Source organism: Streptomyces sp. NPDC001678, assembly GCF_042892945.1.
Classification (GTDB): Bacteria; Actinomycetota; Actinomycetes; order Streptomycetales; family Streptomycetaceae; genus Streptomyces.
On record NZ_JBIAUP010000019.1, the window covers coordinates 49,761 to 62,643 of the forward strand.

13 protein-coding genes and 1 pseudogene are annotated in these 12,883 nt (G+C 73.3%); 8 read left to right on the forward strand and 6 right to left on the reverse strand.

Annotation, left to right across the window (positions count from 1 at the left end):
* Positions 1-172 precede the first annotated feature (172 nt).
* Positions 173-724, reverse strand: coding sequence for a GNAT family N-acetyltransferase (locus ACFYZR_RS29300; protein ID WP_391915650.1), 552 nt, complete (start codon positions 722-724; stop codon positions 173-175).
* 124 nt (positions 725-848) lie between these two features.
* Here ACFYZR_RS29300 and ACFYZR_RS29305 point away from each other — a divergent pair, with 124 nt between their 5' ends.
* The 3 genes from ACFYZR_RS29305 to ACFYZR_RS29315 all read left to right on the forward strand — a co-directional run bounded on the left by ACFYZR_RS29305 (position 849) and on the right by ACFYZR_RS29315 (position 3,088).
* Entirely contained in the window at positions 849-1,241 is a 393-nt protein-coding gene (locus tag ACFYZR_RS29305) for a VOC family protein (protein WP_391915652.1), read from the forward strand.
* Positions 1,242-1,446: 205 nt separating this feature from the next.
* Positions 1,447-2,037 carry a DUF5134 domain-containing protein gene (locus ACFYZR_RS29310; RefSeq protein ID WP_391915654.1) on the forward strand — a complete coding sequence of 197 codons (591 nt, stop codon included), beginning with the start codon at positions 1,447-1,449 and terminating at the stop codon, positions 2,035-2,037.
* A gap of 109 nt (positions 2,038-2,146) precedes the next feature.
* Positions 2,147-3,088 carry a M56 family metallopeptidase gene (locus ACFYZR_RS29315; protein ID WP_391915657.1) on the forward strand — a complete coding sequence of 314 codons (942 nt, stop codon included), beginning with the start codon at positions 2,147-2,149 and terminating at the stop codon, positions 3,086-3,088.
* Positions 3,089-3,110: 22 nt separating this feature from the next.
* Here ACFYZR_RS29315 and mtnK read toward each other — a convergent pair whose 3' ends face one another.
* Both mtnK and ACFYZR_RS29325 read right to left on the reverse strand, forming a co-directional pair.
* Positions 3,111-4,355 (reverse strand): S-methyl-5-thioribose kinase, encoded by a 1,245-nt coding sequence (gene mtnK / locus ACFYZR_RS29320; RefSeq protein WP_391915659.1) that lies wholly within the window; start codon positions 4,353-4,355, stop codon positions 3,111-3,113.
* Positions 4,356-4,413: 58 nt separating this feature from the next.
* Complete coding sequence (locus ACFYZR_RS29325) at positions 4,414-5,952, reverse strand: flavin monoamine oxidase family protein (RefSeq protein ID WP_391915662.1); 1,539 nt, start codon at positions 5,950-5,952, stop codon at positions 4,414-4,416.
* Between the two features lie 112 nt (positions 5,953-6,064).
* Here ACFYZR_RS29325 and ACFYZR_RS29330 point away from each other — a divergent pair, with 112 nt between their 5' ends.
* Together ACFYZR_RS29330 and ACFYZR_RS29335 are read left to right on the forward strand one after the other, a co-directional pair.
* Positions 6,065-6,733 carry a hypothetical protein gene (locus ACFYZR_RS29330; RefSeq protein ID WP_391915664.1) on the forward strand — a complete coding sequence of 223 codons (669 nt, stop codon included), beginning with the start codon at positions 6,065-6,067 and terminating at the stop codon, positions 6,731-6,733.
* Positions 6,733-7,800 carry a hypothetical protein gene (locus ACFYZR_RS29335; protein WP_391915667.1) on the forward strand — a complete coding sequence of 356 codons (1,068 nt, stop codon included), beginning with the start codon at positions 6,733-6,735 and terminating at the stop codon, positions 7,798-7,800. The genes ACFYZR_RS29330 and ACFYZR_RS29335 overlap by 1 nt, the downstream gene beginning before the upstream one ends.
* Positions 7,801-7,803: 3 nt before the next feature.
* Here ACFYZR_RS29335 and ACFYZR_RS29340 read toward each other — a convergent pair whose 3' ends face one another.
* Positions 7,804-9,228 carry an APC family permease gene (locus ACFYZR_RS29340; RefSeq protein ID WP_391915669.1) on the reverse strand — a complete coding sequence of 475 codons (1,425 nt, stop codon included), beginning with the start codon at positions 9,226-9,228 and terminating at the stop codon, positions 7,804-7,806.
* 24 nt (positions 9,229-9,252) lie between these two features.
* Entirely contained in the window at positions 9,253-10,218 is a 966-nt protein-coding gene (locus ACFYZR_RS29345) for a pirin family protein (RefSeq protein WP_391915671.1), read from the reverse strand.
* Between the two features lie 195 nt (positions 10,219-10,413).
* Between ACFYZR_RS29345 and ACFYZR_RS29350 the strand changes: the two are divergent.
* The 3 genes and pseudogenes from ACFYZR_RS29350 to ACFYZR_RS29360 all read left to right on the forward strand — a co-directional run.
* Positions 10,414-10,539: pseudogene (locus tag ACFYZR_RS29350) on the forward strand (agmatine deiminase family protein); the annotation flags it as partial.
* A 184-nt stretch (positions 10,540-10,723) separates the two neighbouring features.
* The gene (locus ACFYZR_RS29355; protein ID WP_391915674.1) at positions 10,724-11,035 is read left to right on the forward strand and encodes a hypothetical protein; all 312 of its coding nucleotides are present in this window, start codon (positions 10,724-10,726) and stop codon (positions 11,033-11,035) included.
* Complete coding sequence (locus ACFYZR_RS29360; RefSeq protein ID WP_391915677.1) at positions 11,016-12,434, forward strand: hypothetical protein; 1,419 nt, start codon at positions 11,016-11,018, stop codon at positions 12,432-12,434. The genes ACFYZR_RS29355 and ACFYZR_RS29360 overlap by 20 nt, the downstream gene beginning before the upstream one ends.
* On the opposite strand, the gene ACFYZR_RS29365 is transcribed toward ACFYZR_RS29360, so the two are convergent.
* Positions 12,385-12,783, reverse strand: a complete 399-nt coding sequence (locus tag ACFYZR_RS29365; protein ID WP_391915680.1) for a hypothetical protein — start codon at positions 12,781-12,783, stop codon at positions 12,385-12,387. The genes ACFYZR_RS29360 and ACFYZR_RS29365 overlap by 50 nt on opposite strands.
* Positions 12,784-12,883 lie beyond the last annotated feature (100 nt).

Sequence of the window (12,883 nt, forward strand, 5' to 3'; positions counted from 1 at the left end):
CCCCCCGGTGACGCCGCTGTTTTTCCTGTCGGCCTCCTCCGTCCGGGGCATCAGCTCCGATCATCCGTCTCTCCGGCCTCTGCCGCCACCGGGGCCGTTCTAGGCGTGTTCCGGCCATCTTCGGGTGCGGCCCCCGGTGATCGCCAGGGGCCGTGCGCCGGGGCCGCGGCACTCAGGCGGCGAGTTCCTTGATCAGCAGCTCGAACTCCAGGTCGTCGCGCTGCGGGACGCCGAAGCGCTCGTCGCCGTAGGGGAACGGGCTCATCTCGCCGGTGCGCCGGTAGCCGCGGCGCTCGTACCAGGCGATCAGCTCGTCACGCTGCCTGATCACGGTCATGTGCATGGCGAGGGCGCCCCACTCGGCGCGGGCGACGCGCTCGGCCTCCGCCATGACGAGCTTGCCCAGTCCGCCGCCCTGGGCGGTGGGCCGGACCGCGAACATGCCGAAGTAGACGTGGTCGCCCCGGTGCTCCAGCTGGCAGCAGGCGAGCAGCTCGCCGTCGCGCTCCGCGATCATCAGCCGGCTGTTCCCGTCGGTGATCACGGCGAGCACGCCCTCGGGGTCGGTCCGCTGGCCGTCGAGCAGATCCGCCTCGGTCGTCCAGCCGGCCCGGCTCTCGTCGCCCCGGTAGGCCGACTCGACCAGCCGGACGAGCGCCGGTACGTCATCGGCGGTCGCGATCCGGAAGGCCGGCTCGGTGGTGGGGCGGCTGGCGGTCTCCATGGGCTCCCTGATCCTCTCCTGCGGTTCCCCGACCGTCCGGTGCGCGCGCCCTGATACGCGCGTCCTGGTGGGTTTCGGGCGTATGAACGACCCTAACGGAGGGGGTGTGCGTACAGTCGCGGGCATGGTGCATGTACTGAGCAGCAGGTTGTTACTGAGACCGACCGATCCCGAGCGGTCGCGGCGGTTCTACGGCGAGACCCTGGGGCTCGCGGTCTACCGGGAGTTCGGCACGGGAGCGGAGCGCGGTGTCGTCTACTTCCTGGGCGGCGGCTTCCTGGAGGTGTCGGGCCGGTCGCGGACGCCTCCCGCGCCCGGGCTCGAGCTCTGGTTCCAGGTGGCGGACGCGGCGGCGGCGTACGCGGAGTTCCTGGAGCGGGGCGTGGTGGTGCTGGAGCCGCCGGAGAAGAAGCCGTGGGGGCTGATCGAGATGTGGATCGCGGACCCGGACGGCGTGCGCATCGCGGTGGTGGAGGTACCGGAGGGGCACCCGATCCGCTACCGGCCGACCGTCTGAACGTCCTCCGAGCGCCCCCTCCCGCTGAGCGACCCCTCCCGCTCTCCCCGCGACTCCCCCGCCCGGCGCACCGCGGTCGCGCACCGGCGCTGCGCGGGCGCGCGTACGGCCCTCTCCGTGCTACGGCCGTGCGCCTGTGCGCTCCCGTGTGCGGCGTCCGGCCCGGGCATCCTCCGGAGGGAGAGACCGCGTCGGGAGGTGTGCCGTGCACGGACCGCCGCTGGTCGGCTGGTCGCTGGTCGCGCTGTGCGCCGCCGCGGGCGTGTACTGCCTTCTGCGGGCGCGGCCCGGCGCGGCGGGGGAGCGCCGGGCCGCGGTCGCGGGGGGCGACGCCGTCATGGCCCTGGGCATGGCGGCCATGGCCGTGCCCACGGCCGTCCTGGACACCCCGCCCTGGGGTCACGCGCTCCTCGCCGCGCTGTTCGGGGCGATGGGGCTGCACGCCCTGACCGCCGCCCGCGCGGCTCCCGGCCCCCATCATCTGCACCACGCGGTGGGCGCGTTCGCGATGGTCTACATGGCCCTCGCCATGGCGGCCGTCCCGGCCGGCGCCCACGCGGGCCATACCGGCGCGGACCACCCGCCCGCCGGGACACCGCTGCTCACCGGGCTGTTGCTGGTGTACTTCGCGGTGTACGTGGTCCGTACGGTGGCGGGTGTCGTCCCCGTCCCGGCCGGGGCGCCGGTGGTACGGGGCGGCGCGGCGCGCCCGGAACCGCCCGTCGGGGCCGGGGTGGCCACGGCGTGCCGGCTGTCGATGGCCATAGGGATGCTGGTCATGCTCCTGACGATGTGACAGGCGGCCCGATGCGCGGTCCGACGGGCTGACCGCGGGCCGCGTGTCCTGTGTCACTTCGGCACACTGCCCGTATCCGGGCACGGCACGGCCCTCATAGGCTGACACCATGATGGTCCCGCTCGCGCTGCTGGTCCTCGGCGGCCTGGTCGCGGCGCTGGCGCCGCGTGTGCTGACACGTGCCGACTGGCCCACCCGGGAACCCGTGCTCGCGTTGCTCGTGTGGCAATGCGTCGTGGCCGCCGTGCTGTTGTGCTGCGCGCTGGCCATGGCGCTGAGCGCGGCCGCCGCGTGGGAGGCGGTGCGCGGTCATGTGTTCGCGCCCGCTCCGCGCGGGGTGATGGAGGCGTACGCCCTGACCGGGTACGGCACCTGGGCCGCTCCCCTGGCCGTCGTCCTCGCCTGCGGGGCGGTCCGGACGGCGGCGATGCTCACCCACGAGATCCGCACCGCCCGGGCCCGGCGCCGACGGCGTCGCGCGGACCTCCTCGTCCGCGCGCCCCTGCTGCCCGGGGAGGAGCGCGGCGGTGAGCGGCTCGTGGTGCTGGAGGGCGAGCGGGCCGAGGCGTGGCTGCTGCGGGGCGGCGCCGCGCCCCGGCTGGTCATCACGACGGCGGCGCTGCGGCGGCTGAAGGGCTCCCAGCTGGACGCGGTCCTCGCGCACGAACAGGGGCACGCCCGGGCCCGGCACGACTGGCTGCTGCACGTCTCCTCCGCGCTGGCCAAGGGCTTTCCCCGGGTGCCGGTGTTCGCGGCCTTCCGCGACCAGATGCACCACCTGGTCGAGCTGGCGGCCGACGACTCGGCCTCCCGGCGCTTCGGCCGGCTGACGACCGCGCTCGCGCTGGTCGAACTCAACGAGGACCGGGGCGTGTTCGGCCCCTGCCCGGCCGGGGTCTCACGGCTCCCGGACCGGGTCGACCGCCTGCTGGCCCCCGCGCCCCGGCTGACGGCCCTCCAGCGGCTCCGCCTCACGGCGATGGCGGCGCTGGTGCCGGTCGTCCCCGTGCTGGTGACGTTCGTACCGGGGCTGAGCGCGCTCGGCGGGTGAGAGTGCGCTTGCCGACGACGCGTCAGCTGTCTCGCGCGGCCGCGGTGAGGTCGGCGGCGGAGCGGTGGGCGGTCGGCGCCGTCGTCAGGGCCCGGGCCAGCGCGAGTGCCCGCCGCTCGGCCGCGGCGCGGTGGGCGGAGTCGGTGATGGTGGTGAAATCGGCGGGTCGGGCGAAGCCGACGACCCGGCGGATGATCTCGGCGCCACAGAATCCGAGGGTCTCGGTGAACAACTCGTCGAGGTAGCACCGCCGTTCGGCCTCCAACGCGGGCGCGGCGGACCCCGTGAAGAGGGCGGGCGGGTAGCCGTCGCCGTCGGCGTGGTCTCGCCACAGCTCGGTGAAGTGCGTCCGGAAGCCGTCCCAGAGCTGTTCGACGGTGGACAGCAGCCACTCCTGCTGGGCGGCCCGGTCCGGTCCGCGCGCGCCGGCGGCGAAGTAGGCGATGAGCAGGTGGGCCAGGAGGGTTCCCAGGTCGAAGCCCATGGGGCCGTAGCAGGCGAATTCCTGGTCGATCACGCCGAGGGATTCCTCGGAGACCATGATCGAGCCGGTGTGGAGGTCTCCGTGCAGGAGCGCGTCGCGGGAGGTGAGATAGCGCTGCTTCAGCCGGGACACGGCGAGTTTCAGCTCGGTGTCCCGCTGGAGACGCCGTACGTCCTCGTCGAGTTCCGGGCTGGTCCACCGGTTGCGCGGGTGGGGCAGGAAAACCTCGGTGAAGACCATGTCCTCCATGATCTGGCACATGGCCGTGTTGGTCTCGAAAAGTGACGCCAGTTCCCGTTTGCGCCCCGCGGGCAGCGCGAGGTCCGAGGTGAAGAAGAGGGTGCGCGCGAGATAGCGGGCGATCTGTCCGGCGAAGTGCGGGTAGCGCGCGCCGGCCGTGAGGCCGCCGCGCATGACCGTGTGCCCTTCGAGGTACTCCACGGTGAGCAGATGCTCCTCCGGATCCACGTGCAGGGGCTCCGGAACGTACGGGCCGGCGTGCCGCCGGTGCTCGACCAGGGCACGGTGTTCGAACAGGACCCGCCGGGGCGTCAGGGGCCAGCTCGGGCCGGCCGCCCGCACGTACGGCGGGGCCTGCTTGACGCACACGGCTCCGGCCGGGCCGTGGACGGCGAAGACGAGGTTGACGTTGCCGTCGCCGATCTCCCGGGCGGACCACTGGTCCCGGGCTCCGCCCAGCCGGCGCGCGAGTGCGGGCTGCCGGGCGAGGTGGTCGAGCAGCTTCGCCATGTCGGGTTCGACGACGGAGACGGACGCGGTCATGCTTCCTCCTGAGGTGAGGACCTGAGCGGCGCTGTGGGCGGTGGGCGAGGCGCGGGACTCACGAAGGCCAGGGCGGCCGGGGCAGCGCGAGGTGCTCCCGCAGGACCTGTTCGGCGCAGCCGAGGGTGCCGGGTATCGAACCGGGGTCCGCGGTCCAGCAGTCGCTGACGACGTACAGGGCCCCTCCTGGCGCGGGGGCGCGCATACGGGCCGCGACCTCCTCCGTGGCCCGGCCGGTCCGCCATATGTGCCAGGCCGCCGGGTGCGGCGGGCGCCCCCAGTCCTGCCGGCAGGCCGCCACCGGTGGGCGCGCCCGGACCCGGTGCATGTGACACAGCAGCCGGTGGGCGTGCGCCACGGCGGCGGCCGGGGCCGGCGGACCTCCGCCGAACGTGTCCGCGCCGCCGGGCACGTGATACGACGGGCCCGCGCCGAAGCGATCCCAGAACGCGGCGGACGGGCCGCTGGGATAGGCGGCCAGCAGGAGCCGGGAAGCCCCTCCGGGCGCGTACCACAGTTGCCGCAGGGGAAGATCGGTGGTGCTGCGCCCGGTCTCCACGCCGCACCCACGCCACCACGGCTCGTCGTAGGCGAGGAACAGCTTCGCGGCACGCACCGGCTCGACCGCTTCCAGATCGTCGTGCCAGCAGGGGCCGAAGATCCCCGGTTCGGTCCGGATACGGCGCAGGGCGTCCTGGGGCAGCGCCAGGATCACCGTCCCGGCCCGTACGCGCTCCCGGCGTCCGGTGTCCCGGCCCGTACGGTCCTCGAGGGCGAACGTCAGCTCGTACGGGCCGCCGACCCGGTCGGCGAAGGCGATGCGGCACAGCCGACGGCCCCAGCGCGTCCGGCCGCCGGCCGCCTCGAACGCGCTGTGCAAGGCCCTGGGCAACGACTCCATCCCGCCGGCGAGCGTGACGTACTCGGCCCGCGGCGGGGTGTGGAAGAGGACGTCGATCCATTCGGCCGCGCCGCCCGCGTGGACGTCGTACCCACCGGTGTCCGCGACGAGCCGTAACGCCTCCCGGTCCAGCGCCGCCGCGAGGACCCGTGGCCAGGAGACCTTCTCCAGCGGCTCGCCCCGCACGAGCGCCGTTCCGCGTGCCGACCGGTACCGGGCCCGCGCCGACGCGGCCTCGGCGGGGCGCCGCTCCCGCACCGCCCGGTGATATGTCTCCCGGAGCCGTTCGAATCCCGGCACGGCCGACTCCACCGCCTCAAGGGTCAGCCCGTCCGCATTCGTCTCGCGGCTTCGCCTTCTCACCGCGTAAGGAATGCGAACCGTGTTGGCGAAATCCCGTTGACGGAGCAGTTTTCCCCGGGCCTCGACGAAATTCTCCGGCCTGCCGAAAGGGAAGGGCGTCAGTGAATCGGCCAGGCCCAGATGGTTCAGCAGCGCCATCACCGGCGCGGCTTCCCTGTTCAGTCGCATGGCACCCAGTTCCGCCCAGCCTCCGCCGCGCACCGGCACGGACCGGATCCTACCCCCGGCCCGATATCCGCTCTCGTACAGCGTCACGTTCCGCGAGCCCGTCACCAGCCGGAAGGCGGCATAACAGCCGCCCACCCCCGCGCCGATCACGACCACACCGCCCACGCGTCACCCCACCCGGTTCGAGCCAATCCGACTTGTCACTCTTTACCGCTCTGCACAGGAGCTGGAACATCGGGTGAACAGCCAAGCGGCCGTCGTGACAACAGGAGACCACGTGATCTTCAGGACCGACGTTCTCGCCCAAGCACCCTCCGCCTACGATGCGTTGTCCGAATACTTCCGGGACATCCGCGCCTTCTACGAAGTGATCAGCGTCCGCTTCGCCATCCCCGAATACGGCGTCCGCCTCACCCCCGTGGCCGGAAACGAACTGCACTCCAACGCCAACAGCTACCTGCTGTCCGACAACAGTTCCTACCCCTTCTACCTCTGGCTGCCCACCTGGCTCGGCCGCTTCTACATCGACCCCGAGCGCATCCCCCCGGACTGTTCGGCGGACGACTGTCCCACCGACAAGGCCGGTCTCATCGCCTTCGTCTGGCCCTGGCTGGGCTTCAACGACGCCTACGTCAAGGACGCCGACGGACCCGAGTGCTGGTTCGGCGTGGCCGACCCGCGCCCGGACGACCCGCAGGAGACGGTCCGCGCCACGGCCACCAGCCTGTTCAACTACTTCCGCGTCGAGCGCACCCTGGACGACGAGAAGGACGGCTGGGCCACCGGCACCTTCGCCGGCCGCGACATCGGCTGCAACCTCACCGGCCGCTGGCACCTGCGCCGCGCCCCCATGGCCGCGCTGACCAGCTACTACGAGGTCGAACGCAATATCATCAGGCCACTCGGGGAGAAGTTCACCGCCCTGGCCACCGCCACGAACGCCTGATGGCCGGACCCACCGCCCCGAGCCTCGACGACACCGAGGTGCTCACCGCGACGACCCGCGTCGCCGACGAACTGCTGCGCCCCCTCGCCGACGGGACCGCACGCGAGGGCGTGCCGCGCGGCCATCTGGACGCGCTCGCCGCGGCCGGCGCCCTCGGACTGGCGACCCGCGCCCCGGCCCTGCTCCGCCAGGCGACGGAGATCATCTCGGCGGCCGACGGCGCCACCTGGTTCGTCTACGCCCAGCACCATCAGCCCGTACGGGCGGTCGCCGCCAGCGACAACCAGGCCCTGCGGGAGCGGTGGCTCACCCCCCTGCTCACCGGACGCGCCCTCAGCGGCCACGCCATCTCCCATCTCGCCCGCCCCGGACCGCCCGCCGTCACCGCCGCACCCGGCACCGGAGGCGGCTGGGCGTTGAACGGCCGCATCGCCTGGCTCACCGGTTGGGGGCTGGCCGACGTCGTCCTGGTCGGCGCGCTCGCGCCCGACGACCGCGTCCTGTTCGCCCTGCTCCCGGCCGAAGACCTCGACTCGCCCCGGACGGCCGTACACCGGCACAGCCTGTGGAGCATGCACGCCACCCGCGCCGTCGCCATCGACCTGACCGACGTACCCGTCGGACGCGACCAGGTCGTGAGCATGCCCCGGCGCGCGGACTGGCTGCGCGCCTACCTGAACCACAATGCCGACACCCACCCGGCCGTCTTCGGATCCCTGCGGGCGACCAGCCGGTTCCTCGCCCAGCACGAGGCGTTCAAGGCATGCTCCGACAGCGCGAAGCTGCGGGCCGGGCAACTGCGTTCCCGCGCTTACGGCTTGATCGACACCCGGCCGCCCGGCGAAGCGATCGACGAACGGCTCGCGACCCGGGCGGCCGCCGTCGACCTGGCGCTGCGCACCGCCGCCGCCTGCGTCGCCGCGACGGGTGCCCGCGCCATGTCCTCGGACACCACCGCGGCACGCTTGATGGCGGAGGCGTCGTTCCACCTGGTCCACGGCCAGACGCCCCAGGCCAAGGACGCCTACGCGCGACTCGCGGGTGCGCCGGGCGGGTCCGCGACATGACGTCTACCGACGGCGGCCGCCTCCCGCACCGCCCGGCCGGCGTGCGACGGCGTAACCGGCGACGGCGATCACGCAGACGACGCCCACGATGAGCAGATCACGGGCGGCCTGCTGGGTCAGCGCCACGGCCACGCCCGCGACCACGACCAGCGGCGGCACCGGCCACAGCGGCATGCGGAACGGCGGCCGGTCACCGGGGGCGGCCCGGCGCGCACGGACCCGGCACACCAGCGCCGCCACCGCGACCAGCAGGCACACGGTGACGACCACGACACCGGTGAAGGTGATCAGGTCGTTGAGCGAACTGAAGACGCACAGGACGCCGTTGCCCACGAAGAGGAACGCGAAGCCGTACACCGGGACCCGGGAGCGCGGCGAGGTGTACCCGAAGAACCGCCCCAGCGGCCCGGGCAGCATGCCGTCGCGCGCCGCCGCGTAGTAGACGCGGGCGTAGCCGAGGTTGGCCGACAGCCCGGTGTCGAACATCGCCACCACGACCCCGGCCAGCAGGACGGTCGCTCCCGTCGACCCCATCACCTGATGGGCGATCAGTGACAACGGCGAGCCGTCGGCCGCGGTCCGGCCGACGTCCCGTACGGCGAAGGTGGCCGCCGCCACCGCGAACACTTCCACCACCACCGCCACCCCCGCCGCCCACACCACCGCCCGCGGCAGCGCGCGCCGCGACCCGCGGGCCTCCTCGGCGAAGTACAGCGGCCAGTCATAGCCGTTGAACGCGAACAGCGCCGGCACCACCGCGGCGATCAGCCCCGACGCGCCGGGCACCACCGGATGGGTGAACGGATGGCTGTCCGGGGCGACGTGGGTCAGGGCGCAGACGGTGAAGGCGAGGATCACCACGAGTTCCAGGAGCAGCATGGCGGTCGCGACCCAGCTCGCCGGTGCGATCCGGCCCATCGACAGCGCGGTGATCGCGGCCAGCATCGCCAGGGCGGTCCAGCCGGCCGGCGGCCCACCGGGCACCAGCCCGGACAGATAGGTCGCGGCGGCGGTGCACACCGAAGCCGTGGTCACCAGCCCGAGCAGCAGGAACAGCACGGTCGCCAGCCCGCCCCACACCGGCCCCAGCGCCCGGTGCACGATGGTGTACGCACCGCCCGCGGACGGGAAGAGCGAGCCGGTCTCGGCGTAGCACACCGCCATGGCCAGCACGATCACCGCGCCGATGAGGAAGGCGTGGACGACGCCGGTGCCGGCCGAGGCGAGCCCGGTGCCGTAGACGAGGAAGACCGAGGTCGTCGGCGAGATCGCCGAAACCGCGATCGCCAGCACGTTCAGCGGCCGCAGCGCCGAGGCCTCCAGCCCGGCCGGGGCCTGTTCCGCCGATTCCTGTTTCCCGGGGGCCTGTTCCACCGGCGCCTGTTCCGCCGGCGCCTTCCCGGCGATCGCCGTTCCGTCCTCGGTCACGCCGTCTCCCTGGGCCGCTGTCGTTCAGCGTGCCCTTCCTCGTGGTTTGAGCGCCACCGGGGGCAGTCCGGGAGCGGGCAGCCGGTCCCCCGCGTAGCCGTGCACCTCGCCGAAGCGGGAGCCGGTCATCCAGTCGGAACGGGCCTGCGCGATATCCTCGTGAGAACGACCGACGAAATTCCAGAACATGACGATCTCCTCCTCGAAGGGTTCACCTCCCAGGAGCATCAGCCCGGCGTCCGACTCGGCGTGAACCGGCAGTTCGGTGCGCCCGCATCCGAGATAGAGCATGGAACCCGGCAGAACGGGGACGCCGTCCACCCGCGCTTCGCCGGACATGCCGAGTACCGCGTACTCGAAGTCGGGTTCCACCGGCAGGCTCGTCCGCGTCCCACCGGCGAGGGCGATGTCGGCACCGACAAGAGGGCTGTAGGTGGTGCCGGGCGAGGCAGCGCCGTCGAGCTCGCCCAGAATCACCGTCGCGGTCACGCCCGGCGCGCCGACGGTCGGCAGGTCGGGATGGTGCTCGAAGTGCGGTGCCACGTGCCGGTGGGCGTCGGGGAGGGCGACCCAGAGCTGCGCGCCGTGCAGATAGCGGGAATGCGGCCGGGGGCTCTCCTCCGAGTGCGCGATGCCACGGCCGGATGTCATCAGACCGAGTTCCCGGGGGCGAACGGTCTGCAGGCTGCCGACGCTGTCCCGGTGGAGCACTTCTCCCTCGTGCAGCCAGCTGACGGTCTGCAGCCCCATGTGCGGATGCGGCGGAACCTGCATCCCCGGCTCGTCGGCGATGTCGTCCGGGCCGTAGTGGTCGACGAAGGCCCATCCGCCGATCATGCGCCGTCCCAGGTTCGGGAGCAGCCGGCGGACGTACGTGGATTCGCCGAGCGGCACTCGTTTGGGTTCGAGCAGCTCGTGCACGGGTCCGCCGGGGGTGTCGGCGCGTCCGCCGCAGAGGGACGGGGCGGGATGGAGGTCGAGGTCGCTCATGGCGACAACGTAGCCGCAGTGAGCTCTCATTGGGACGACCAGAGCCCGGCCTCGCACGGCGGAGGGCCCGGGCGGATCAGCCGTCGTCGCGGTACTGACTGGGGGAGACGGTCACCCGCCCCGCCTCCGGGAACGGCTTCGACCAGCCTCGCGATCACGATGTCCCGGACGTCGGCGCTGCGGACGCGGAACACGAAGGGCATCCTGCGGGACCACTTCCCCAAGCGGGACATCGTGCAGGTGAAGATCGACGCCATCGCCTCGGGCGGCGGCGGGATCCACTGCTCGACCCACGATCAGCCGGGCAAGCCTGCCACGTGACGGGACCGGTCGCGACGCGGCGTCTCCCGCCTTCACCCATTCGGCCCAGCGCGCTTTCCCTTCTCGTGGCTCCTCTCGTGGCTCCCTGTCGTCCGAGCCGGAGCGGGCGGCCGCACGGCGCGCCCGCGGCGGGAGGGTCACGGCGCCGCGCGCGCCCGGCCGCCCGTCGTGGTCCCCTGTGAGGGTGGTGAACGACCGACCCGGCACCGGCCCCGCCACAGGCGACAAGACGGGGTCGAACGGGCACGAGAGGCACCTCGCCGCCGAGGAGCTCGGCGCGCTGTACGCGGTGGCGAAGGAGGCCGTGGACTGCCTCGACTTCGGCATGTCCGTCAAGGAGGCCGTCCAGCAGGCCCGTACGGCCGCCCCGGGAGGGCGGCACTTCACACCGCAGCAAGTGGTGCAAGGGGCGCACGACATCATCAGCGCCGGCCCGGACGAGGAGCTGGACACCGGGCCGGGCACGGACGGCGGCCATGGGCCCGCGACACGATGACCTCCGCGCCGCAACCGGCGTCGTGGAGGCCGCCGTCGGCCGGTTCCACGAGCTCCTCGGCCGCGACCGCGACGCCCAGGTCACCCACCACCGGCTGCTGAAGCATCAGCACGACGCGAACATGACGCCCGACGGGCGACCGCTGACCCACATGCTGCGGCCACGCTTCATGAGCGAGACGGAACACGCCCAGGGGTGCGCGGACGGCGCCCTGCTCGCGCGGGCGATCCACCGGCTGGCCGCGTACGCCCTGCGGCCCGGAGAGGCGGGCGACCTCGTACGGCGTCAACTGGCCCTGACCGACGTGGAGAAGGCGCTGGTCGCGATGGCCCCCACGGCCGGCGATCCCGGCTCGCACTCCCGGCTCGACGGGTTCCGGGCCGCCGGGCGGACGCTCTTCGTCGAGTACAACTCCCACAGCCCCGCCGGGATCATCTCGCAGGACCTGCTGGCCGACGCCTTCATGGACACCCCGGTGATGGAGGCGTTCGCCCGCGAGTACACCGTGCGGCCCGTGCCGGGCCTGTGGCGCATGGCCGACACCCTGGTGCGCGCCTGGGCCGCCGGAGGCTCCCCGGGCGGGGCGCCCCGGGCGGCCATCGTCGACTGGAAGCCCAAGCTCCGCTGGGAGTTCGACGCGCTCCAGGCGCAGCTGCGGCGCCGCGGGGTGCCGACGGTGGTGTGCACGCCGGACGATCTGCACTACGACTCCGGGCGGGGCCTGTTCACGCGTGACGCGGACGGGCGGCCACGGCCGGTGACGGTGGTCCACCGGCGCGCCGTCCTCACCGACCTGCTCTCCCGCTACGGTCACGCCTTCACCGAGCATCCGATGACACGTGCCTGGGCGAGCGGGGCGTGCGTCATGGTCAACCCGTACACCAGCAACCTGGCGAACAAGAAGTCGGCTCTGGGGCTGCTCACCGACCCGCGCACCCGGTGTCTCCTGCCGGCGCCGGAGGCGGTCGCCGCCGGCGCCCTCGTGCCGTGGACGAGGCTCGTGCGCCCGGGGCCCACGGCCTGTCCCGACGGGCGTGTGGTGGACCTCCTGGACTTCGCCCGCGCCCGGCGCGAGCATCTGGTGCTCAAGCCCAACGACGACTACGGCGGCAACGGCGTCGTGTGCGGCTGGCTCACCACGGACGCGGCCTGGCGCGGCGCCCTCGGCCGGGCCCTGGCGACCCCGCACGTCGTTCAGGAGCGCGTGCCGATCCCGACCGCTCCCTACCCCGTCCTCCAGGGCGGCCGCCTGCGCGTCGAGCGGTCCTGGGAGAGCACCGACCCGTTCCTCTTCGGCGCCGACGCCACGGGCTGCATCTCGCGGGTGTCCACCGCCTCGCTGATCAACGTCAGCACCGGCGGCTGCCCCGTTCCCGTCTTCCGTATCGCGCCTCGGTGACCCGCGAGTACACCGTGCCGTCCCCGGTCGTCAGCCGGCACACCTGACGGCCGGCGCCGTCGAGGACCGCGGTCAGCCTCATCTCGATCACCGGCGTGCGCCCGAACCGGTGCAGGCCGAAGGCGACGGTCCCGGCGGGCACGGGCGGAGGGACGGGTTCCAGCCATACACGGACGTCGGTGCCGTCGACGGCGTACTCTCCCCGGGTGCGGCGGTCCGCGCCCGTGCCCGCCCGGTCCTGGATCCGGTGGAACGCGCGGGCGCCGTCCAGGCGGAGCTCACAGCGCAGGCCGTCCCTGACGGCGGTCCGGTACAGGCCGTCGTACACGGACGGCCCGGCCTCACGCACGGCCCTCGTCCGGCATCGGTGTCCTCCTCGCGGTCCGGCGGCCCGGCAGAAGAACGGGTACCACCGACCGCCCACCGCGTAACACCTGCCGGCCCCGGCC